Below are 25,515 nucleotides of genomic sequence, written 5' to 3'. Positions count from 1 at the left end.
AGTGGCGAGAAGTACCCGCGCAGTCGATGACATCCTGCCTCTCTCCCCGCTCCAGAGCGGCCTGCTGTTCCACAGTGTCTTCGATGTATCCGACGAGTCGACTCCGGACATCTACACCGTCCAGTCGACCTTCCACCTGGCCGGCCCGCTGGACGCGGGCCGCGCCCGGGAGGCCGCCGAGGCCCTGCTGCGCCGGCACGCGAGCCTGCGGGTGGCGTTCCGCCAGCGCAAGGACGGGGAGTGGGTGCAGCTCGTCGCGGCCCGGTACAAGCTGCCGTGGACCGAGATCGATCTGTGCCACCTCTCCGAGTCGGAGGCCGACGCGGCGGCCCGCCGGGCCACGCTCGCCGATCGTGAGCAGCGCTTCGACACCGGCCGTCCGCCGCTGATCCGGTTCACCCTGATCCGGCTCGGCGGCGAGAGCCACCGCCTGGTCCTCACCATCCACCACACGGTGCTCGACGGCTGGTCCCTGCCGACGCTGCTGAAGGAGTACCACGCCCTGTACCTGTCGGGCGGGGACGCGAAGGGGCTGCCGCCGGTGGCCCCGTACCGGGACTACCTCGCCTGGTTGTCCCGCCAGGACGCGGACGCCTCGCGCGCCGCCTGGGACACCATGCTCGACGGGCTGACCGCCCCCACCCTGGTGGCCGGCACCACCGAGCACACCCCGCAGGACCCCGGACGCCACGAGTTCGGGCTCACCGCGGAGCAGACCCGGGCCCTCACGGCGCGGGCCCGCTCCGCGGGCGTCACCGTCAACACCGTGGTGCAGGCAGCCTGGTCGCTCGTGCTCGCCGGCCTGACCGGCACCGACGACGTGGTCTTCGGCGTCACCGTCAACGGCCGCCCCGCCGAACTGCCCGGCATCGAGTCCATGGTCGGCCTGTTCATCAACACCCTGCCGCTGCGCATCAGGCTGCGCCCCGAGCAGACCGCCGGCGAGTTGCTCGGCCGGGTGCACCGCGCCCAGGCCGAGCTGATCGCCCACCAGTATCTGGGCCTGTCGGAGGTGCAGCACCGCACCGGTCTCGGCCCGCTCTTCGACACCTCCGTCGTCTTCGAGAACTTTCCCTTCGAGTCCGGCCCCGCGGTCTCCGACGAGGCCGACCCGCTGCGGGTCGTGGGCGCCGAGAGCCACTCGGCCAACCACTTCCCGCTCAGCCTCGTCGGGATGCCGCAGGACGCCCTGCGCTTCAAGCTGTTCCACCAGCGCGACCTCTTCGACGACGCGGCCGCCGCGACGATCGGCGAGCGTTTCCTCGCCCTGCTCGACACCCTCGTGAGCGAACCGGAGCGCCGGCTCGGCCGGATCGACGTCATCGGCGCGGACGAGACCGCCCGTGCCCTGGCCGCTGCGGCAGGACCCGCAGGCCTGGCGGGGGACGCCGAACTGCGCACCCTGCCCGAGCTGTTCACCGCCCAGGCCGCGGCCACCCCGGACGCCCCCGCCGTCCGTGCCGGGGACCAGGTCCTGACGTACCGGCAACTCGACGCCCGGGCCAGTTTCGTGGCCCGCACCCTGATCGAGCGCGGGGTTCGCCCCGGCCGGACGGTGGCCGTGCTGCTGCCGCGCGGCGTCGACCTCGTGGTGGCGCTGCTCGGCGTCGCGAAGTCCGGCGGCGCCTACATACCGCTCGACCCTGAGCACCCGGCCGAGCGGATCGCGGCGGTGCTCGCCGACGCCGCCCCCGTGCTCGCCCTGACCGAGCCCGGCGCCGAGCTTCCCGGGGTCACGACGCTGACCGTCACCGAGGAGGAGACCGCCTCCTTCACTGCGGCGCCGCACCCGCACGACCCGGCCTACCTGATCTTCACGTCCGGCTCCACCGGCCGCCCCAAGGGCGTCGTCGTCGAGCACCGCTCGGTGGGCGCCTACCTCCTCAGGGCCCGTCAGGCGTATCCGGACGCCGCCGGCCTCACCCTCGTGCACTCCTCCGTCACCTTCGACCTCACCGTGACCGGCCTGTACACCCCGCTGGTGGCCGGAGGCTGCGCCCACCTGTCCGAGCTCCCGGACGCCGTCGGCGGTCCCCGTCCCACCTTCCTCAAGGGCACCCCCAGCCACCTGGAGCTGCTCGACACCCTGCCGACGGAGGTCTCCCCGTCCGGCACCCTCGTCCTGGGCGGCGAGGCCCTGCGCGGTGAGGCCCTGCACGCCTGGCGCGCGGCGCACCCGGACGCCACGGTGATCAACGCGTACGGCCCGACCGAGGCCACCGTCAACTGCCTGGAGTTCCGCATCGAGCCGGGCACCGAACCGGCCGACGGACCCGTCCCGATCGGCCGCCCCTTCGCCGGCACCCGCGCCTATGTCCTGGACGCGGCCCTGCGCCCGGTCGCCCCCGGCGTCGCCGGGGAGCTGTACATCTCCGGCGTCGTCCTCGCGCGCGGCTACCTCGGCCGCCCGGACCTCACCGCCGAGCGCTTCGTCGCCGACCCGTACGGCCCACCCGGCGCCCGCATGTACCGCACCGGCGACCTCGCCCGCCGCCGGACGGACGGCACCTTCGTCTACGCCGGCCGGGCCGACGACCAGATCAAGCTGCGCGGCTTCCGCATCGAGCCCGGCGAGATCGAGGCCGTGACCGCAGCTCACGCCGACGTCACCCGGGCCGTGGTCCTGGCCCGCGAGGACCGGCCGGGTGATGCCCGCCTGATCGCCTGGGTGACCCCCGAGACCGTGGACACCGAGGCACTGCGCGCGCACCTCGCCGACGCCCTCCCCGCCTACATGGTCCCGGCCGCGATCGTCGCCCTGCCGGCGATGCCGCTGACCCCCAACGGCAAGGTGGACCGCAAGGCGTTGCCCGCCCCTCAGGAGACCGCGACCGCGCTGCCCGTGCAGCGGGTGCCGCGCGACCCGCGCGAGGAGCTGGTGCGCGAGCTGTTCGCCGGGGTGCTGGGCCTCGCGGCCGTCGGCCCCGACGACGACTTCTTCGACCTCGGCGGCCATTCCCTGCTCGCCATCCGGATGGTCAGCAGGCTGCGCGCGAGCCTCGGTGTCGAGCTCTCCGTCAAGCACCTGTTCCGCAACCCCACCCCGGCGGCCCTGGTCCGCTCCCTGGGCGAGACCGAGGACGCGCGCCCGGTGCTCGCCCGGCGGGAGCGCCCCGAGCGCCTGCCGCTCTCCTACGGCCAGCAGCGGCTGTGGTTCCTGCACCGGATGGAGGGCCCGAACCCCGTCTACAACCTGGCCTCGGCGCTGCGCCTGACCGGGCCGCTCGACCACGACGCCCTGCGCGCGGCCTACGCCGATGTCCTGCACCGCCACGAGAGCCTGCGGACGGTCATCGCCGAGGACGAGCAGGGCGCCCACCAGGTCGTCCTGGCCGACGTGCGCCCCGAGCCGGTCCATGTGCGCTGCACCGAGGAGGAGTGGGCGCAGCTGCTCACCGAGCACGCCCGGCACCCCTTCGACCTGTCCACCGAGATCCCGCTGCGGCTCTTCCTGTACGAACTCGCCGAGGACCGGCACGAACTCCTCGTCCTGCTGCACCACGTGGCCGGAGACGGCTGGTCCACCCCGCTGCTCACCCGCGATCTGACCCGCGCGTACGCCGCCCGCGTCGCCGGAGAAGCCCCGCAGTGGGAGGAACTGCCCGTCCAGTACGCCGACTTCGCGCTGTGGCAGCACGAACTGATGGGCTCCGAGGACGATCCGGACAGCCGCGCCTCGCGGCAGCTGGCCTTCTGGCGCGAGACCCTCGACGGCTTGCCCGAGGAACTCGCCCTGCCCACCGACAGGCCGCGCCCCGCCGTCGCCTCCTACCGGGGCGACAACGTGGCGATCACAGTGCCGGCCGCGCTGCACCACGCCGTCGCCGAGTGCGCCCGGGCCGGCGACGCCACCGTGTTCATGGTGGTCCAGGCCGCGCTCGCGGTGACCCTGTCCCGGCTCGGCGCGGGTGACGACATCCCGCTCGGCTCCCCCGTGGCGGGCCGGCTCGACGAGGCGCTCGACGACCTCGTCGGCGACTTCATCAACACGCTGGTGCTGCGCACCGACGTCAGCGGCGACCCGACCTTCTCCGAACTTCTCTCCCGGGTGCGTGAGTTGGACCTGGCCGCCTGGTCCCACCAGGACCTGCCCTTCGAGCGGCTCGTCGAGGTGCTCAACCCCGCACGCTCCCTCGCCCGTTCCCCGCTGTTCCAGACCCTGCTCGCCTTCAACAACACCGGCGACCGCGCCGGCTCGGGGCCGGCCGAGGCCCGGCTCGGCGACCTCTCGGTGACCGCCCGCGGCGGCGTCGGCAGCGGCGTCGCCAAGTTCGACCTCGCGTTCAACCTGCGCGAACGGCACACCGCGGACGGTTCCGCGGACGGCATGACCGGCATCCTCGAGTACGCCGGTGACCTCTTCGACCACGCCACCGCCGAGCGCCTGGTGGACCGCTTCGTCACTGTCCTGGCCCGCCTGGTCGCCGAGCCCGGACAGCGCATCGGTGCCTTGGACGTCCTGCTCGACGGGGAGGGCGCGGCCGCCCTCACCGGCCCGGCGGACACTGCCCGCGCGGCCGAGGACCGCTGGTTCCTGGACCGGTTCGAGCGGCACGCAGCCGAGCGCCCGGACGCGCCGGCCGTGTCCGCCGGCGAGTCGACGCTCAGCTACGCCGAGCTCAACGCCCGGGCCAACGCCCTGGCCCGGCTGCTGATCGAGCGCGGCGCCGCCCCGGAGCGCTTCGTGGCCGTCGCCCTGCCGCGCACCACCGAACTGCTCGTCACGCTGCTCGCCGTCCAGAAGGCCGGCGCCGCCTACCTGCCGATCGACACCCACTTCCCCGCGGACCGCATCCGCCGGATGATCACGGACGCCGACCCGGCCGTCCTCGTCACCACCGGGGAGCTGCTGCCCGGCCTGCCCGCCGTCCCCGTACCCACCGTCCTCGCCGAGGAGGCCGGCCTCTCCCGGTACGAGGCCTCCGACCTCGACGTCCGCGTCCCGGCCACCGGCGCCGCGTACGTCCTGCACACCTCCGGTTCCACCGGCCTCCCCAAGGGTGTGGTGGTCCCTCGCGGCGCCCTGGACAACTTCCTGCGGGCGATGGCCGACCGGTGCGAGGCGACCGCGGACGACCGCCTCCTCGCCGTCACCACCATCGGGTTCGACATCGCGGCCCTGGAGCTCTATCTGCCGCTGGCCTGCGGCGGCAGTGTCGTCATCGCCGGCCCCGACACCGTCCGCGACCCGGAGGCACTGCGCGCGGCCGTCACCCGCCACGGCATCACCGTCATGCAGGCCACCCCCACCCTGTGGCGGGCCGCCGCCGGACGGGACGCCTCGTTCCTCGCCGGCGTCCGCGTCCTGGTGGGCGGCGAGGCGCTGCCCGCCGACCTGGCCGCGACCCTGACCGGCGCCGCACAGTCGGTCCTGAACGTGTACGGCCCCACCGAGACCACCGTCTGGTCCACCGCCGCCGGGATCACCGACCCGGCCGACATCCATCTCGGCGATCCGCTGGACAACACCGGTGTGTACCTCCTGGACGACCTGCTGCGGCCGGTCGCACCCGGTGTGCCCGGTGAGCTGTACCTGTCCGGCGCCGGACTCGCCCGCGGCTACCTCGGCCAGCCCGGCCGCACCGCCGAGCGGTTCGTGCCCGACCCGTTCGGCGCCGCCGGCACCCTGATGTACCGCACCGGCGACGTCGTCCGGCGCACCGCACAGGGCCGCCTCGGCTACGTCGGCCGCGGTGACCAGCAGGTCAAGCTGCGGGGCTTCCGTATCGAGACCGGCGAGGTCGAGGCCGTGCTCGCCGCCCATGCGGACGTCACGGCCGCGGCCGTAGCGGTACGACCCGACGCGGCCGGCGAACCCCGCCTGGTCGCCTGGGTGGTGGCCGACCTGGACCTGCCGGCGCTGCGCGCCCATGTGGCCGGCGCCGTCCCCGAGTACATGGTCCCGGGTGCCTTCGTGCTGCTGCCCGAGCTGCCGCTGACCGCGAACGGCAAGCTGAACCGCGCCGCGCTGCCCGACCCGGCCGAGACCCACGACACCGCGGGACGGCCGCCGCGCTCCCCGCAGGAGGAGATCCTCTGCGGCCTGTTCGCGGAGATCCTCAGCCGGCCCCGGGTCTCCATCGACGACGACTTCTTCGCCGTCGGCGGCCACTCGCTGGCCGCGATGCGCCTGGTCGGCCGCATCCGGTCGGTCCTCGACGTGGACCTGCCGATCAGCGTCCTGTTCGAGGCACCCACCGTGGCGGCCCTCGCCGCCCGCGTCACAGGGGCGAGCGCGAGCCGCGCACCGCTGGTGGCCGGGCCCCGCCCGGAGCGCCTGCCCGCCTCGCCTGCGCAGCAACGCCTGTGGTTCCTCGGCCGCTTCGAGGAGCCGGGCAGCCCCACGTACAACGTGCCCGTCGTGCTGCGCCTGACCGGCACCCTGGACCAGGACGCGCTGGCCGCGGCCCTGACCGACGTCGTCACCCGCCACGAGACCCTGCGCACGGTCTTCGCCGAGGACGCCGAGGGCCCGCACCAGATCGTCCTCGACCCCCGGCCGGTCCCGACGGAGGTACGGCCCGCCACCGAGGAGGAGCTGCCCGCCCTGCTCACCGAGGCCGCCCGGACGGGCTTCGACCTCGCCTCGGACATCCCGCTGCGCGCCCGCCTGTTCGCCCTCGCCCCCGACGAGCACGCCCTGCTGCTCGTCATGCACCACATCGCGGGCGACGGCGGCTGGTCGGTTCCACTGCTCGTCAAGGACCTGGCCACCGCGTACGCGGCCCGGCACGGCGGCACCGCACCGGCCTGGCAGCCACTGGCCGTCCAGTACGCCGACTACACCCTGTGGCAGCGCGAGGTGCTCGGCTCCGCCGCAGACCCGGACAGTGAGCTGGGCCGTCAACTTGCCTACTGGCGTGACGCGTTGGCTGATCTGCCGGAGGAACTCACCCTGCCCGCCGACCGCCCGCGCCCGCGCCAGGGCACCGGTCAGGGCGCCGACCTGCGCTTCCACATCCCCGCGGAGCTGCACGCGGAGCTGGAGTCCCTGGCCCAGAAGCACCGGGCGAGTCTGTTCATGGTGGTCCAGGCCGCGCTCGCGGTGACCCTGTCCCGGCTGGGCGCCGGTGACGACATCCCGCTGGGCACCCCCAGTGCGGGCCGGGTCAACGAGGCGCTCGACGGCCTCATCGGCTTCTTCGTCAACACCCTCGTGCTGCGCACCGACCTGTCGGGCGACCCTTCGTTCACCGAGGTGCTGGACCGGGTCCGCACCACCTCGCTGAACGCGTACGCGCACCAGGACGTGCCGTTCGAGCGGCTGGTGGAGACCCTCAACCCGGACCGCTCGCTGGGCCGGCACCCGCTCTTCCAGACGATGGTCACCTGGAACAACGCCGGCCACGACACCACGGGGCGGCTCGCCGAGGACCTGCCCGACCTGCGCATGCGCGTCGGCGAGGTCGGCACCGGCGTGGCCACCTTCGACCTGCTGTTCGCCTTCTCCGACCTGCGCACCGAGCGCGGCGCCCCGGACGGCCTGACCGTCCGCCTGGAGTACGCGACGGACCTGTACGGCCCGGCCACGGCCGAGCTGTTCGCCTCCGGTCTGCTCGCGGTCCTCACCGCGGTCGCCGCCGACGCCGAACGTCCCGTGCACCGCGTCGACGTGCTTCCCGAGGCCGCCCGCACCGAGCTGCGCACCGCCTCGCAGGGCGCCCGGCCGCGTCCGTACCGGCCGCTCGCCCCGCTCCTCGCCGAACAGGGCGCCCGGACCGCCGACACGGTCGCGGTCACCGACGACCGGGGCAGCCTCACGTACCGCGCACTGCACGAGCGGGCACGCGCCCTGGCCGTCGAGCTGCGGGGCCTCGGGCTCGGCCCGGAGGACCGGGTCGCGGTCGCGCTGCCGCGCGGCACCGACCTGGCCGTCGCCCTCGTCGCCGTGCTCACGGCGGGTCCCGCGTATGTGCCGGTCGATCCCGAACTCCCCGCCGAGCGCATCGCGTTGATGCTCGCCGACACCCGGCCCGGGGCACTGATCACCACCGCCGCGATCGGTGCGGACCTGCCGGACTGCGACGCCGCCCGGATCCTCGTCGAGGAACCGCGCCCGGCGGCCGGGAAGGACACGGAATTCCCCGCAGCGCTGCCCGAGCACCCCGCGTATGTGATCTACACCTCCGGCTCAACCGGGCGCCCCAAGGGCATCGTGATGCCGCACCGCGCCCTGGCCGGGCTGCTGGACTGGCACGAGCGGGCGGTGCCCGGCGCATTCGGCACCGTGGTGGCCCAGTTCACCGCCGTCGGCTTCGACGTGTCCGTACAGGAGATCCTCTCCGCGCTGCTGTCCGGCAAGACCCTCGCGGTCTGCCCCGAGGACACCCGCCGCGACCCGCGCGAGCTGGCCCGCTGGCTGGCCCGGCATCGGGTGGCCGAGCTGTACGCCCCGAACCTGGTGATCGACGGCGTCCTGGAGGCCGCCCGCGAGTGCGGTGCCGACCTGTCCGGACTGCGCCACCTCGTCCAGGCCGGTGAGGCCCTGACCCTGCGCGAGCCGGTCCGCGCCCACCACACGCGGACCACGACCCGGCTGCACAACCACTACGGGCCCGCCGAGACCCACGTGGTGACCGCGTGGACGCTACCCGTCGACGTGGCCGACTGGCCGGACACCCCGCCCGTCGGCCGCCCCGTGGACGGCGTCGGCGTCCGCGTCCTGGACGCGGGTCTGCTGCCCGTGCCACCCGGAGTCGTCGGTGAACTGCACCTGTCCGGCGAGGCGTTGGCGCGCGGCTACCTCGGCCGTCCCGACCTGACCGCCGAGCGGTTCGTCGCCGACCCGTACGGCCCCGCGGGCTCCCGCATGTACCGCACCGGCGACCTGGTACGGACGACCGCCGACGGCGACCTCGTCTACGTCGGCCGCGCCGACCACCAGGTCAAGCTCCGCGGCTTCCGCATCGAGCCCGGCGAGATCGAGGCCGCGCTGACCGCCCACGCGGAGGTGACCCGGTGCGCCGTCGTGGTCCGCGAGGACACTCCCGGCGACAGGCGCCTGGTCGCCTACGCGGTGGCCGGCCGGGACCGCACGGCCCCGGCCGCCGCCACGCTGCGCGCCCACCTCGCGAGCCGGCTGCCGGCCCACATGGTGCCCGCCGCGTACGTCCTCCTCGACGAGCTGCCGCTGACCCGCACCGGCAAGCTGGACCGGGCGGCACTGCCGGCCCCGGCCCATGAGACGGCCACCACCGCACGCGCCCCGCGCACGGCGCGCGAGGAGGCCCTGTGCGGTCTGTTCGCCGAGGTCCTCGGACGTCCGGCGGTCGGCGTCGACCAGGACTTCTTCGAGCTGGGCGGCCACTCCCTGCTCGCCACCCGCCTGGTGGCCAGGATCCGCACCGTCCTCGGCGTCGAACTCGCCGTCCGGGGCCTGTTCGAGGAGCCCACGCCGGCCGGGCTCGCCGCCCTTCTGGACCACGCCGAGGGCGCCCGCCGCGCCGTGACACGCCGCGAGCGGCCCGGGCGGATCCCGCTCTCCCCCGCCCAGCGCCGGCTGTGGTTCCTGCACCGCCTGGAGGGACCGAGCGCGACCTGGAACATGCCCACGGCCCTGAGGCTCACCGGCGCCCTCGACGAGGACGCCCTCGGTGCGGCCCTCGCTGACGTCGTCACCCGGCACGAGTCGCTGCGCACCGTCATCGCCGACTCCGCGGACGACGCGGACGACGGCCACCAGCTGATCCGTACGCCCGAGGAGACCGTCGCCGCCCTCGGCGCCCTGCGCGCCACCGAGGTGACACCCGCGGATCTCGCGGACCGGCTCGCCGAGGCGGCATCCCGCCCGTTCGACCTGGCCGCCGAGCCGCCGCTGCGGGTCACCCTGCTGCGCACCGGCCCTCTGGAGCACGTGCTGCTGCTCCTGCTCCACCACATCGCCACCGACGGCTGGTCGGCACCCGTGCTCGCCCGTGACCTCACCGAGGCGTACGCGGCACGTCAGGCCGGCGAGGCGCCCGGCTGGGTCGAACTGCCGGTCCAGTACGCCGACTACACGCTGTGGCAGCGGGACGCACTCGGCTCCGAGAGCGACCCGGACAGCATCGCGGCACGCCAACTCTCCTACTGGAAGCAGGCGTTGGCGGAACTGCCCGAGGAACTGGCCCTGCCCGCCGACCGCCCCCGGCCCCCGGTCGCCACGCACCGCGGCGACGCCGTGCCCTTCCACGTACCGGCCGACCTGCACGCGGGCCTCGCCGCCCTCGCGGGCGAGAGCCGGGCCAGCCTCTTCATGGTGGTCCAGGCGGCCTGGGCCACCCTGCTGTCCAGGCTGGGAGCGGGCGAGGACATCCCGATCGGCACGCCGATCGCGGGACGCACGGACGAGGCCCTGGACGATCTGGTCGGCTTCTTCGTCAACACCCTCGTCCTGCGTGCCGACCTGTCCGGCGATCCCGCCTTCGCCGAGCTGGTGGACCGGGTGCGCGAGACCTCACTCGCGGCCTACGCCCACCAGGACGTGCCCTTCGAGCGCCTTGTGGAGGTGCTCAACCCGGCCCGGTCGCTGGCCCGCCACCCGCTGTTCCAGACCATGCTGATGTGGAACAACAACGACGACCGCATCGCCGCCGGCGTCGCGGACCGGTTCCCCGGCCTGACCGCCGAGACACTGCCGCTCGGCACCAGGGTCGCCAAGTACGACCTCACCCTGGCCCTCAAGGACGCCTACTCCGCGGACGGTGACCCGGCCGGCCTCCACGGCCACCTGGAGTTCGCCACGGACCTGTTCGACCGGGCCACCGCCGAGAGCTTCGTGGAGCGCTTCACGCGGGTGCTGCGCACGGTGGTGGAGGCGCCGGGAACACCGGTGTCGGACGTGGACGTGATGGCCCCGGGTGAACGGGAGAGGGTTCTCGGTGAGTGGAACGACAGCGACCGCGAGGTCCCGGACGCCTCTCTCGCGGAGCTCTTCGCCGACCGTGTGGCGGTTTCGCCTCAGGCGTCTGCTCTGGTCCTCGGTGATGTGGCGGTCCCGTACGGGGAGTTGAACGCCCGGGCGAACCGGCTCGCGCACTGGCTGATCGAGCGGGGTGCGGGCCCGGAGCGGCTGGTCGCCGTCGCCCTGCCACGGTCGGTGGACCTGGTGGTCGCGCTGCTCGCGGTACTCAAGTCGGGCGCCGGATACGTCCCCGTGGACCCCGAGTTCCCCCAGGAGCGGATCACGTACATCCTCCAGGACGCGGACCCGGTGCTGACCCTGACCGAGGACGTCCTCGCGCAGGCGAATCTGTCGGACCGCGACGCGAACGACCCCGTGGGCGTACGGAGTTCGGGTCACGACGTGGCGTACGTGATCTACACGTCGGGTTCGACGGGCCACCCGAAGGGTGTCGCCGTGTCGCAGGCGGCGCTGGTCAACTTCCTGACCGCCATGCAGGACCGTTTCCCGCTCGGTGAGGAGGACCGTCTCGCGGCGGTGACCACGGTCGGGTTCGACATCGCGGGCCTGGAGCTGTTCCTGCCGCTGCTGCACGGCGCCCAAGTCGTGCTGGCCCCCCGGGACATCGTCCGTGACCCCGCCGCCCTGGCCTCGCTGATCCGCGAGTCGGGCGCCACGATCGTCCAGGCCACGCCGAGTCTGTGGCACGCCCTGGTCGAGGCCGGCGGAGTACCGGGCACCGTCCGGGTCCTGGTCGGCGGCGAGGCCCTGCCCGCGGCACTGGCCCGCACACTCGCCGCCGGCGGTCGCTCGGTCACCAACCTGTACGGCCCGACCGAGACAACCATCTGGTCGACGGCCGCCACGGTCACCGACTCCGGGGACGTCTCCATCGGCGCTCCCATCGCCAACACCCGCGTGTACATACTGGATTCAGGGCTCCGCCCGGTCCCCGTCGGCGTCGCGGGTGAGCTGTACATCTCCGGTGCGGGGCTGGCCCGCGGCTACCACCGCCGCCCCGGCCTGTCCGCCGAGCGTTTCGTCGCCGACCCCTACGGCCCGACCGGCACCCGCATGTACCGCACCGGCGACCTCGTACGGCGTACCGCGGACGGCCGGCTCGACTACCTCGGCCGCACCGACTTCCAGGTCAAGGTCCGCGGCTTCCGCATCGAACTCGGCGAGATCGAGGCCGCCGTCCTCGACCACCCGGACGTGACCCGCACCGCCGTCGTGGTCCGCGAGGACACCCCCGGCGACAAGCGCATCGTCGCCTACGTCGTCCCCGCCCCCGACGGGACCCCGGACGGGGACGTGCTGCGCAAGCACGTGGCGACGAGCCTGCCCGACTACATGGTCCCCGCGGCGTTCGTCACCCTCGACGAGCTGCCGATGACACCCAACGGCAAGCTCGACCGCGCCGCCCTGCCCGCCCCCGCGCTCGGCGCGCTCGGCGAGGGCCGCGCGCCGCGCACCCCGCAGGAGGAGACCCTGTGCGGGCTGTTCGCCGAGATCCTCGGCGTCGCCGAAGTGAGCATCGACGACGACTTCTTCGTCCTCGGTGGCCACTCGCTGCTCGCGAACCGCCTGGCCGCCCGGGTCCGATCCGCCCTCGGCAAGGAAATGAGCATCCGCGGCTTCTTCGAGAAGCCCACTGTCGCCGCCCTGGCCGAGAGCCTCGAAAGCGTGCAGGCCACCACCACCCGTCCCGCGCTGCGCCGCCGTACCGGGAACAAGGAGAACTCGTGACCACGCTGTCCTTCTCGCAGCGCCGCCTGTGGTTCCTCAACCAGTTGGACGGCCCGAGCGCGATCTACAACATCCCCACCGCCCTGCGGCTCTCCGGCTCCCTCGACCGGGACGCCCTGACCGCCGCCCTCGCCGACGTCGTCACCCGTCACGAGACCCTGCGCACGGTGCTCGCCGACGGGCCCGAGGGGCCCCACCAGGTCGTCCTCGCCGCGGACACCGACGCCGCCGCGCCCGCCCTCGCGGTGGTGCCCACCGACGAGGCCGGCCTGGACCGGGCCCTGGCGACCGCGGCCCGGCACGAGTTCGACCTGCTCGGCGAGACCCCGGTCCGCTGCACCCTGTTCGAGCTCGCGCCGGACGAACACGTCCTGCTGGTGCTGCTGCACCACGTGGCGGGCGACGGCTGGTCGATCCCCGTCCTCGTCCGCGACCTGCTCGGGGCGTACGCGGCCCGGCAGGCCGGCCGGGCGCCCGGATGGGACGAACTGCCCGTCCAGTACTCGGACTTCACCGTCTGGCAGCAGGAGCTGCTCGGCTCCGAGGACGACCCCGACAGCGTGATCACCCGGCAGCTCACGTACTGGCGTGCCACCCTCGCCGACCTGCCGGAGGAGCTCGGCCTGCCGACCGACCGGCCCCGCCCGGCGACCGCCTCCCACCAGGGCGACACCCTGCCCCTCGCGGTACCGGCTGACGTGCACACGCGACTCCTGGAGTTGGCGCGGGAGAACCGAGCGAGTCTGTTCATGGTCGTCCAGGCCGCCCTGGCCACCCTGCTGTCCAAGCTGAGCGGCAGCACGGACGTTCCGATCGGCACTCCGATCGCGGGCCGCACCGACGAGGCCCTGGACGATCTGGTCGGGTTCTTCGTCAACACCCTGGTGCTGCGCGCTGACCTGTCCGGCACACCCACGTTCCGGGAACTGCTCGACCGGGTCCGGGACGCCGATCTGCATGCCTACGAGCACCAGGACGTGCCCTTCGAACGGCTCGTGGAAGTGCTCAACCCGCCCCGGGCGATGGCCCGCCACCCCCTCTTCCAGACCCTGCTGACCTGGAACGACAACGACCAGCGGCAGGCCCGCACGGCCGCCGCCGAACTGCCCGGCCTCACCGTCGGCGGGCACACGGCCGAGACCCGCACCGCCCGCTTCGACCTCTCCTTCACGGTCGAGGAGCGCCAGGCGTCCTCCGGCGCGCCGGAGGGCCTGAGCGGCGCCCTGAACTACAGCACGGACCTCTTCGACCGGGCCACCGCCGAGCGCATCGCCGAACGGTTCACCCGCGTCCTCGCGGCGGTGGCGGCCGCCCCGGACGCACCGGTCGCCCGTGTGGACCTGCTCACCCCCGACGAGCGGCACGAGGTCCTGGAGCTCGCCAACGCGACCTCCCGGGACGTCGAACCGTCCTGTGTCGCCGAGCTGTTCGCGCAGCGCGCGGCGTCCTCGCCCGAGGCGCCCGCCCTCACCTTCGGTGATGTGGCGGTCTCGTACGGGGAGTTGAACGCCCGGGCGAACCGGCTCGCGCACTGGCTGATCGAGCGGGGTGCGGGCCCGGAGCGGCTGGTCGCCGTCGCCCTGCCACGGTCGGTGGACCTGGTGGTCGCGCTGCTCGCGGTACTCAAGTCGGGTGCCGGATACGTCCCCGTGGACCCCGAGTTCCCCCAGGACCGGATCGCGTACATCCTCCAGGACGCGGACCCGGTACTGACCCTCACCGAGGACGTCCTCACGGGCGCGGACGTGTCGGCGTACGCCCCCGACGACCCGGTGATCGAAGGACGCTCGGGCGCGCATGCCGCGTACGTGATCTACACGTCCGGCTCGACGGGCCGCCCCAAGGGCGTGACCGTCCCGCAGGCGGCGCTGGTCAACTTCCTGACGGCGATGCAGGACCGCTTCTCGCTCACCGGGGACGACCGCCTCGCCGCGGTCACGACCGTCGGGTTCGACATCGCGGGCCTGGAGCTGTTCCTGCCGCTGCTGCACGGCGCCCAAGTGGTGCTGGCCCCCCGGGACATCGTCCGTGACCCCGCCGCCCTGGCCTCGCTGATCCGCGAGTCGGGCGCCACGATCATGCAGGCCACGCCGAGTCTGTGGCACGCCCTGGTCGAGGCCGGCACGTTGCCGACGAGGCTGCGGGTCCTGGTCGGCGGCGAGGCCCTGCCCGCGTCGCTGGCCCGCACACTCGCCGCCGGCGGTCGGCCGGTGACGAACCTGTACGGCCCGACCGAGACCACCATCTGGTCGACGGCCGCGACGGTGACCGACTCCGGGGACGTCTCCATCGGCGCTCCCATCGCCAACACCCGCGTGTACGTACTGGACTCAGGGCTCCGCCCCGTCCCGATCGGCGTCGCAGGTGAGCTGTACATCGCCGGCGAGGGCCTGGCCCGCGGCTACCACCGCAGGCCCGGACTCACCGCCGAGCGTTTCGTCGCCGACCCCTACGGCCCGACCGGCACCCGCATGTACCGCACCGGCGACCTCGTACGGCGTACTGCCGAAGGCACCCTGGAATACATCGGCCGCACCGACTTCCAGGTCAAGGTCCGCGGCTTCCGCATCGAACTCGGCGAGATCGAGACCGTGATCGCCGACCACCCGGACGTCACCCGCACCGCCGTCCTCGTCCGCGAGGACACCCCCGGCGACAAGCGCATCGTCGCCTACGTCGTCCCCGCCGGCGCGCAGAGCAGCCCCCACCACACCCTGCTGCGCAAGTACGCGGCCGCGAGCCTGCCCGAGTACATGGTCCCCGCGGCCTTCGTCACCCTCGACGAGCTGCCGCTGACACCCAACGGCAAGCTCGACCGCGCCGCCCTGCCCGCCCCCGCCTACGGCCTGGAGAGCACCGGCCGGGCCCCGCGCACCCCGCAGGAGGAGATCCTGTGCGGCCTGTTCGCCGAGGTCCTCGGCGTGCCGCGGGTGTCGGTGGACGAGGACTTCTTCTCCCGCGGCGGCCACTCCCTGCTGGCGCTGCGGCTCATGACCCGCGTCCGCGCCACCCTCGGTGTGAACCTCCCGGTCCGGCAGCTGTTCGAGACGCCGACCGTGGCCGGCCTCGCCGGGCTGCTCGGATCCGGCGGCGCGGCCCGTCCAGAGCTCGAGGCCCGTCCGCGGCCCGAGCGGGTGCCGGTCTCCTTCGCCCAGCGCCGGCTGTGGTTCCTGGGCCGCCTGGAGGGACCGACCGCCGCCCACAACATCCCCACCACGCTGCGCCTTTCCGGCTCCCTTGACCGGGAGGCCCTCACCGCCGCGCTGGCCGATGTCGTGGCCCGCCACGAGACTCTCCGTACGGTCTTCGCCGAGGACGCGGAAGGCCCCCATCAGATCGTCCTCGCTCCCGGGCGGGCCCGGCCCGAGCCCCAGGTCGTGCGCACCGACGAGGCGGGCCTGGACGAGGAGCTGCGCCGGGCCGCCCGGCAGGGCTTCGACCTGGCCGCTGAGCCGCCGCTGCGCGTCCACCTGTTCGAGCTGAGCCCCGACGAGCACGTCCTGATGCTGCTCGTCCACCACATCGCGAGCGACGGCGGCTGGTCCACGCCGGTCCTGGTGCGCGACCTCACCACCGCCTACGCCGCCCGCTGTGCCGGCGAGACGCCCGCCTGGTCACCGCTGCCGGTCCAGTACGCCGACTACACCCTGTGGCAGCACGAGGTGCTCGGCTCCGAGGACGACCCCGACAGTCTCGTCAGCCACCAGCTCGCCCATTGGAGCGAGGCGTTGCGGGACCTGCCCGAGGAGCTGCCGCTGCCCACCGACCGGCCGCGCCCCGCCGAGAGCAGCTACCGCGGCGGCACCGTCCCGGTCGTGCTGCCGGCCGGCCTGCACCGGCGTCTGGAGCACCTCGCCCGGGAGAACCGGGCCAGCCTCTTCATGGTCGTCCAGGCCGGCCTCGCCGCCCTGCTGTCCAAGCTCAGCGGCAGCACCGACATCCCGATCGGCACCCCGATCGCCGGGCGCACCGACGAATCCCTCGAGGACCTGGTCGGATTCTTCGTCAACACCCTCGTCCTGCGCACCGACGTCTCGGGCGATCCGGCCTTCACGGACCTGGTGGCCCGCGCCCGGCAGACCGATCTCGCGGCATACACCCACCAGGACGTGCCCTTCGAACGACTCGTGGAAGTGCTCAACCCGCCGCGGGCCATGGGCCGTCACCCGCTGTTCCAGACCATGCTCGCCTTCAACAACGTCGACCAGAGGGCCGCCCTCGGCGAAGGCCGCCTGCCCGGCCTGACCGTCTCCGGCGACCGGGTCGGCACCGGCGTCGCCCAGTTCGACCTGCTGCTCGCCGTCGCCGACGGCCGCGCCGACGACGGCACCCCCGCCGGGATCACCGGGCACCTCGAATACAACGAGGACCTGTTCGACCGGACCACCGCCGAGACCCTCGTACGCCGGCTCACCCTGCTGCTCGACGCCCTCTCCGACAACCCCGAACTGCCCCTGAGCCGCGTCGGGATCCTCACCGAGGACGAGCGCCGCCGCATTCTCGGCACCTGGATCGACACCGCGAGGGACGTGCCCCACGCGACCCTGCCCGCCCTCTTCGAGGCGCAGGCGGCCCGCACCCCCGACGCCCCCGCCGTGCGTCACGGCGACCGCACCCTCTCCTACGCCGAACTCGACGCCCGCGCCAACCAGTTGGCCCGGCTCCTCATCGAGCACGGAGCCGGGCCCGAGGGCTTCGTGGGCATCGCCCTGCCACGCACCGAACTCACCCTCGTGGCGGTGCTCGGTGTCCTCAAGTCCGGTGCGGCGTATGTGCCCATCGACCCCGGATACCCGGCCGACCGCATCGCTCACCTGCTGCGCGACGCGGCCCCCGGTCTGGTGCTCACCGCCCGGGCCGCGCTCGACCGGCTGCCCGGCGAGAGCGCCGGGCACCTCGTCCTCGACGAGCCGGCCACCGAAGCCGCACTCTCCGCGCTGTCCGCGCACGATGTGTCCGACGCGGAGCGCACCGCGCCCCTGCGGCCCGCGCACGCCGCGTACGCGATCTACACCTCCGGCTCCACGGGACTGCCCAAGGGCGTGGTGGTGCCGCACGAGAACGTCGCCGACCTGGCGGCCTGGGCGGTCGGCGAGTTCGGCGCCGACGGCATGGCCCATGTGGTGGCCTCCACCTCGCTCAACTTCGATGTGTCCGTCTTCGAGATGTTCGGCCCGCTGCTGTGCGGCGGCACCGTCGAGGTGATGCGGGACGTCCTGGAGCTGGGCGACCCCGCCCACGCCGGCCGCTCGGTGTCGCTCATCAGCGGGGTCCCGTCAGCCGTCTCCCAACTCGTCGGCGGTGAGAGCGCGTTGGTCTGCGCCCGCGAAGTCGTCCTCGCCGGGGAAGCAGTCTCCGCCCGCGACGCCACCGCCGTCGTGCGGGCTGTCGGTGCCGAACGGTTCGCCAACATCTACGGCCCCACCGAGGCCACCGTCTACGCGGCGGCCTGGTACACACAGGGCGAGATCACCGGTGTGCCCCCGATCGGCGCCCCCATCCGCAACACCCGGCTCTACGTCCTCGACGCGGCCCTCCAGCCGGTCCCGGTCGGCGTCCCGGGTGAGCTGTACATCGCGGGACCGGGCCTGGCACGCGGCTACCACCGCCGTCCCGGCCTGTCGGCGGAGCGGTTCGTCGCCGACCCGCACGGCCCGGCGGGCACCCGTATGTACCGCACCGGCGATCTGGTCCGCTGGAGCGCCGACGGCAACCTCGACTACCTCGGCCGTACCGACTTCCAGGTCAAGGTCCGCGGCTTCCGCATCGAACTCGGCGAGATCGAGGCCGCCGTCCTCGGCCACCCGGACGTCGTCCGCACCGCCGTCCTCGTCCGCGAGGACCGGCCGGGCGACAAGCGGCTGGTGGCCTACGTGGTTGCGTCCACCGGCCGCACCCTGGACCGGGCGCGGCTGCGCGCTCACGTGGCCGCCGCCCTGCCCGACCACATGGTGCCCTCCGCGTTCGTCGCCCTGGACGCCCTGCCGCTGAACCCCAACGGCAAGCTGGACCGGGCCGCGCTGCCCGCACCCGAGTACGGTCCGGCCCAGGAGGGCCGCGCGCCGCGCACGCCGCAGGAGGAGATCCTGTGCGGCCTGTTCGCCGACGTCCTCGGCGTCCCGCGGGTGTTCCTCGACGACGACTTCTTCACGCTCGGCGGCCACTCGCTGCTGGCCACCCGCCTCGCGGGCCGCATCCGCGCCACGCTCGGCGAGGAGCTGACCATCCGCCAGTTCTTCGAGACGCCGACGGTGGCCGGACTCGCCGCCGCCCTCGGCTCCGGCGGCCCCGCCCGCACACCGCTGGTCCTGGGCGACCGTCCCGAGCGCATCCCGCTCTCTTTCGCCCAGCAACGCCTGTGGTTCCTCGGCCGGTTCGAGGGCCGCAGCCACACCTACAACGTGCCGACGGCCCTGCGCCTTTCCGGCACGGTGGACCGGGACGCGCTGGCCGCCGCCCTCGCCGACCTCGTCACCCGCCACGAGACCCTGCGCACCGTTTTCGCGGAGGACGCCGAAGGCCCGTATCAGACCGTGCTCGACCCGGAGCGCGCCCGCCCGGATCTGACGGTGCTCGACACCACCGCGGACGATCTGCTCGGAGCACTGGAGCAGCAGGCCCGGTACGCCTTCGACATCGGCACCGAACCCCCGCTGCGGGCCGTTCTGTTCGCCGTCGGTCCCGACGAGCACGTCCTGCTGCTCCTGGTCCACCACATCGCCACCGACGGCTGGTCGATGCCGCTCCTCGTACGCGACCTCACGGCCGCCTACACCGCCCGCTGCCGGGGCGAGGCACCCGCATGGAGTCCGCTGCCGGCGCAGTACGCCGACTACACCCTGTGGCAGCGTGACCTGCTCGGCTCCGAGGGCGACCCGGACAGCCTCGCGTCTCGCCAACTGACTTACTGGCAGCACACGTTGGCCGGGCTGCCCGAGGAGCTGGACCTGCCCGCCGACCGGCCCCGCCCGGCCGTCGCCTCCTACCGTGGCGACCTGCTGGACGTGGAGATCCCGGCCGAGACGCACGCCCTGCTGACCGATCTGGCCCGGGAGAACCACGCGAGCCTCTTCATGGTGGTGCAGGCCGCCCTGGCCGCTCTGCTGTCCAAGCTGAGCGGGGCCACCGACATCCCGATCGGCACCCCGATCGCGGGCCGCACCGACGAGGCGCTGGAGGACCTGGTCGGGTTCTTCGCCAACACCCTCGTGCTGCGCACCGAGGTGGTCGCCGACGAGACGTTCACCGACCTCGTGGCCCGGGTCCGGGAGACCGACCTGACCGCCTACGCCCACCAGGACGTGCCCTTCGAACGGCTCGTCGACGTACTCAACCCCGCCCGTTCCATGGCCCGCCACCCGCTGTTCCAGACCATGCTGACCTTCGACAACGTCGCCGCCCGCGACGCCTCCGGCAACACCGCCGCCGGCGCTGCCGGACCGCTGCCGGACGTGGCCGCCGCCGGGCAGGACGTCGGCACCGGAGTCGCCCGCTTCGACCTGATGTTCCGGCTGGGCGAACGGCACACCGCGGACGGCTCCCCCGGCGGGATGGCCGGTGTCCTCGAATACGCCACCGACCTGTTCGACCGGGAGACCGCCCGGGGCCTCGCGGACCGCCTCGTCGCCGTCCTGACGGCCGCCGCCGCCCGCCCCGACGCCCCGGTGGGCGCCCTCGACACGCTGCCCGAGAAAGCCCGGGGCCGACTGCTCGTCAGCTGGAACGACACCGCTCGCGAGCTGCCCGCCGACCATCTGCCCGCCCTGTTCCGGGCACAGGCCGCCCGTACCCCCGACGCGCGTGCCCTCGACTTCGAGGACCTCACGCTCGACTACCGCGAACTGGACGTCCGGTCCGACCGGCTCGCCCACTCGCTGGCCGCCCGCGGCGTCGGCGCCGAGGACCTGGTGGCCGTGGCGCTGCCCCGGACCGCGACGATGGTCGTCGCGCTGCTCGCCGTCCTCAAGGCGGGTGCGGCGTACGTGCCGGTCGACCCCGAGTACCCGGCCGACCGCGTCGCCTACATGCTGGCCGACGCCGCTCCCGTCCTGCTGCTCACCGACCGCGAGACCGTCGGCGCGCTCCCCGAGGACACCGCCCCTGAGGTGCCGCGCCTGGTCCTGGACGACCCGCACACCGTCCGCACCCTCGACGCCGTCACCGACGCCGAGGTGGCGCAGGTCCGCCGGATCGCACCGCCGCACCCGGACCACCCGGCGTACGTCATCTACACCTCCGGGTCCACCGGCCGGCCCAAGGGCGTGGTCGTCGGCCACGAGAACCTGCTCAACCTGCTGACCGCGATGCGCGACCACCTCGCGCTGACCGAGGACGACCGGCTGCTCGCCGTCACCACCATCGGCTTCGACATCTCCAACCTGGAGCTGTGGACGCCGCTCGCGCACGGCGCCCGCCTGGTGCTCGCCGCCCGGGAGACCGTCAAGGACCCGGTGGCCCTCGCCCGGCTCGTCGAGGAGTCGGGCGCCACCGTCCTGCAGGCGACCCCGACGGCATGGCAGAGCCTGGTCACCACCCGCCCCGAGGCCTTGCGCGACCTCGTGAAGCTCGTCGGCGGCGAAGCGCTGCCCGGCCCGCTCGGCCGCGCCCTGCACGACCTGGGCGGCTCGCTCACCAACGTCTACGGCCCGACCGAGACCACCATCTGGTCCACGGCCGCCCGCCTGGACGCCGACACCTGCGAACGGCCGCCCATCGGACGGCCGTTGGACAACACCCGGGTCTACGTCCTGGACGCCGGACTGCGCCCGGTCGCCCCCGGCGAGGCCGGCGAGCTGTACATCGCCGGCACCGGTGTGGCGCGCGGCTATCTGAACCGGCCCGGCCTGTCCGCCGAGCGGTTCACCGCCGACCCCTTCGGCCCCGCCGGCAGCCGGATGTACCGCACCGGCGACCTGGTCCGCTGGAGTGCGGACGGCGACCTGGAGTACATCGGCCGCACCGACCACCAGGTCAAGGTGCGCGGTTTCCGTATCGAACTCGGCGAGATCGAGGCCGCGTTGAGAGTCCAGGAGGGGCTCGCCCAGGCGGTCGTCGTCGCCCGCGAGGACTCGCCCGGCGACAAACGGCTGGTGGCGTACGCCGTGCCGGACCGGGGCGACGGGACCCGCGACACCGAGCGGGAGGCGACCCAGGTCCGCGAGTGGGAGGCGGCCTACGACGCCCTCTACGGCGAGCCCGGCTCCGACAGCTTCGGAGAGGACTTCGGCATCTGGCGCAGCACGTACACCGGGGACCCGATCCCGCTGGAGCAGATGCGCGAGTGGCGCGCCGGCACCGTCGAGCGCATCCTCGCCGACCGGCCCCGCCGGGTCCTGGAGATCGGCGCCGGTACCGGTCTGATCCTCGCCCACGTGGCCCCGCACTGCGAGAGCTACTGGGGCACCGACCTGTCCGGCTCCGTCGTCGAGCGGCTGCGCGCCCAGGTCGCCGAACGGCCCGAGCTCGCCGGCCGGGTGACCCTGACCACCCAGCCCGCCCACGACATCGGCGGGCTGCCGAAGGGCGCCTTCGACACCGTGGTGCTCAACTCCGTGGTCCAGTACTTCCCCAGCGCCGACTACCTCGCCGAGGTGCTGGCCAAGGTGACCCAGCTGCTCGCCCCCGGCGGTACCGTCTTCGTCGGCGACGTCCGCAACCTGCGCACGCTGCGCACGCTGCGCGGGGCCGTCGCACTGACCGGGCAGGACGCTCTGCCCAAGGGTGCCGGACGAGACATGCTGCGCGCCGGGGTCGAGCGGGCCGTGGCCCGCGAGAAGGAACTGCTGCTCGCACCCGAGTGGTTCACCGGCCTCGCCGGCGTGAGCGGCGTTGACCTGCGCGTCCGGCGCGGCGTCCACCACAACGAGCTCACACGGCACCGCTACGACGTGGTGCTGCACACCGCTCCCGCCGCCGACGGCCCCGAGGGGGCGGTCGTCACCTGGGGCGAGCAGCTGAGCGGATTGGACGAACTGGCCGCCGAACTGGCCGCCCGCGACACGGCCCTGCGCGTCACGGGCATCCCCAACCTGCGGGTGCGCGACGAAGTGGCCTCCGTGCACGCCCTGTTCGACGAGGAGGCCCCGGACGTCGGCGCCGTGGACCCCGAGGACCTGTACGCCCTGGCCGAGCGCACCGGCCACCAGGTGGCCGTCAGCTGGGCGGCCGCCGACGCCGAGGACGGCGCACTGGAAGCCCTGTTCGTCCGCGGCGCCGGGCCCGTGGACCTGGCGGTCGCCGGGGCCTACCGGCCCGCACCCGGGCCCGACGCCCGGCCCGAGGCCAACGACCCGGCGAGCCGCCGCGACGACACCGGGCTCGGTCCCGTCCTGCGCGACCGGCTCAAGGACACCCTGCCCGCGCACATGGTGCCCGCGGCCGTCGTCGTCCTGGACGCCCTGCCGCTGACCCCCAACGGCAAGGTCGACCGTGCGGCGCTGCCGGTGCCCGACTTCGGGGCACGGACGGTGGGGCGGGCCCCGACCACCCCGCGCGAAGAGCTGATGTGCGCCCTGTTCGCCGAGGTCCTCGGCCTCGCGCGGGTGGGCCTGGACGACAACTTCTTCGAACACGGCGGGCATTCACTGCTGGCGACGCGGCTGGTCGGCCGGGTCGGTGCCGTCCTCGGCACGGAGGTGCCGCTGCGCCGGCTCTTCCAGGCGCCCACCCCTGCCGAGCTGCTGCGCGACCTCGAGCCGGACGGTGAGCGCGACGGGCACGGGGTTCTGGTGCCGCTGCGCGCCGCCGGTGCCGGGGTGCCGCTGTTCTGCGTGCATCCGGCGGCCGGCCTCAGCTGGTGCTACCTCGGACTGCTCGCCCACCTGGGTCCCGAGTACCCGCTGTACGGGCTCCAGGCACGCGGCACCGACGGCGCCGGGCCACTGCCCGTCTCGATCGAGGAGATGGCCGCCGACTACGCCGACCGGATCCGCACCGCGGCCCCCCAGGGCCCCTACCGGCTGCTCGGCTGGTCGGTCGGCGGGACCATCGCCCACGCGATCGCGGCCGAACTGGAGCGCCGCGGCGAGCAGGTGGAACTGCTTGCCGTGCTCGACGCCTACCCGGTGGCCGACGCGGCAGGCACCGAGCCGCCGTCCGAGGCCGCGATCATCGCGCGCAACCTGCGGGCGATCGGCTTCGACTTCCAGGAGCACGAACTCACCCCGGAAACCTTCCCCATCGAGCGCTACCGGGCCTTCCTGGCGCGCGAGAACAAGGTGATGGCGCGGTTCGACGAGCACGAGATCCTCGCCATGAAGGACGTCTACGTGAACAACACCCGGCTCATGTGGTCCCACACCCCGGGCCGCTTCGGCGGGGACATGCTGTTCGTCACCGCCCGACGCGACCAGGGGGCCCTCGCCCGCGAGCGGGGGCACCGGGCCTGGAGCGCGCACGTCGCGGGAGAGATCGTCAACCACGACGTGGACTCGGACCACGAGGGCCTGATGACCCGGCCCGGGCCGATCGCCCACGTCGGCCGGCTGCTCGCGGACCGCCTCGCGGCACTCGACGAGGTCGCGGCCGGGGCACGTAGAAACGCCGTAGACCCCGGGCGCAGGCTCGGCGCATGACGGTGGTCGACAAGACGGCGGTTGCGGCGATCCCCTTGCGCCGCAACCGCGACTTCCTCCTGCTGTGGACCGGCAACTGGCTGCAGTTCTTCGGCTCCCGGATGAGCAGCGTCTGTTATCCGCTGCTGGCGCTGCAGATCTCCGGCGGGTCCGCTCAGGCGGTCGGCCTGGCCTCGGCCGCCGCCGTGCTGCCGCAGGCCGTCGTCCAGCTGCCGGCCGGGGTTCTGGTCGACCGCTGGGACCGGCGCGCGGTGATGCGCCTGTGCGCGCTCGGCCGGATCCTCGTGCTCGGCACGGTGGCCGGTGCCATGGCCCTCGACGGGCTCGGCATGGGCCTGCTCCTCGCGCTGATCGCCGCCGACGTGTCCCTGGCCATCGTCGCCTCGCTCGCCGAGCGGGCCGCCGTACGCACCGTCGTGCCGGGGCAGCACCTGCCCGCCGCGCTCTCCCAGAACGAGGCCCGCGGCCGGATCGCGGGCCTGCTGGGCGGGCCGGCCGGCACCGTGCTGTTCACCTGGACACGCTGGAGCCCGTTTCTCGCCGCCGCGGTCGGCGCCGTGATCGCGGCCGTCAACCTCCGCTACATCCGGGCCGACTTGCGCACCGAGCCCCCGGCGCGGCGCCGCCCGATCCACCGGGACCTGACCGACGCCCTGCGCTGGCTGCGGGGACAGCAGGCGCTGCGCGCCATGCTGCCGGTGGTGACCGTGTCCACCGCACTGCTCCAGGTGGTGATGCTGGGCCTGGTCGTGGTGCTGGTCAAGGAACAGGGGCAGCCGGAGTCCACGGTGGGTCTGGTGCTCGGCATCAGCGGCTGCGGGGGCCTGCTGGGCGCCCTCACCGGACGCTGGTTCATGGCCCGGCTCCACCTGTCCGCCCTCCTGGTCGGCGGCCTGGCCCTGTGGGCCGCGCTGATGGCCGCCATGGCCTGGAGCACCGGGCCGGTGCTGCTCGGCGTGCTGTTCGCCGTGATGAACCTGATCGGGGCGGTCTTCGGGGTGGCCACGGCCGTCTACCAGGTGACCACCACCCCGCAGGAGTTGCAGGGCCGGGTCGCGGCCCTGTCCGGACTCGTCATCGCCCTGGGCGGCACGGCCGGCGCGTTCGCCGCCGGGGAGCTCCTCGACGCCTGGGGCGGCCGGTCCGCCCTGCTGGTGACCGCCGCCGGGATGGCCCTGACCGCCCTGGTGGCCGGGCTGGTCCCGGCCGTCCGGCGGGCCCGCATCCCGGCCGCGCCGCGCCCCGAGACAGCTCCGGCCGCCTGACCCCGCCCGCCCACCACCGTCCGCAGCCTGTGCCCGTCGCAACCAC

3 protein-coding genes are annotated in these 25,515 nt (G+C 73.9%); all 3 read left to right on the top strand.

What is annotated here, in order from left to right:
• The first annotated feature begins 1 nt into the window (after position 1).
• The 3 genes from ACWGDB_RS33480 to ACWGDB_RS33470 are packed head-to-tail and all read left to right on the top strand — an operon-like array spanning position 2 to position 25,469.
• Positions 2–12,631 (top strand): amino acid adenylation domain-containing protein, encoded by a 12,630-nt coding sequence (locus ACWGDB_RS33480; RefSeq protein WP_453825899.1) that lies wholly within the window; start codon positions 2–4, stop codon positions 12,629–12,631.
• Complete coding sequence (locus tag ACWGDB_RS33475; RefSeq protein WP_453825898.1) at positions 12,628–24,204, top strand: amino acid adenylation domain-containing protein; 11,577 nt, start codon at positions 12,628–12,630, stop codon at positions 24,202–24,204. Before ACWGDB_RS33480 ends, ACWGDB_RS33475 begins: the two co-directional genes overlap by 4 nt.
• On the top strand, positions 24,201–25,469 hold the full coding sequence (locus ACWGDB_RS33470) for an MFS transporter (protein ID WP_453825897.1): 1,269 nt from the start codon (positions 24,201–24,203) through the stop codon (positions 25,467–25,469). Before ACWGDB_RS33475 ends, ACWGDB_RS33470 begins: the two co-directional genes overlap by 4 nt.
• Positions 25,470–25,515: the final 46 nt, after the last annotated feature.

It is taken from the genome of Streptomyces sp. NPDC055013 (genome assembly GCF_053608645.1).
This window is presented reverse-complemented; position numbering and strand designations above follow the sequence as displayed.

Coding starts and splice junctions, on each gene's coding strand:
- ACWGDB_RS33470 (WP_453825897.1), top strand. CDS start 24,201: ATGACGGTGGTCGACAAGACGGCGGTTGCGGCGATCCCCTTGCGCCGC.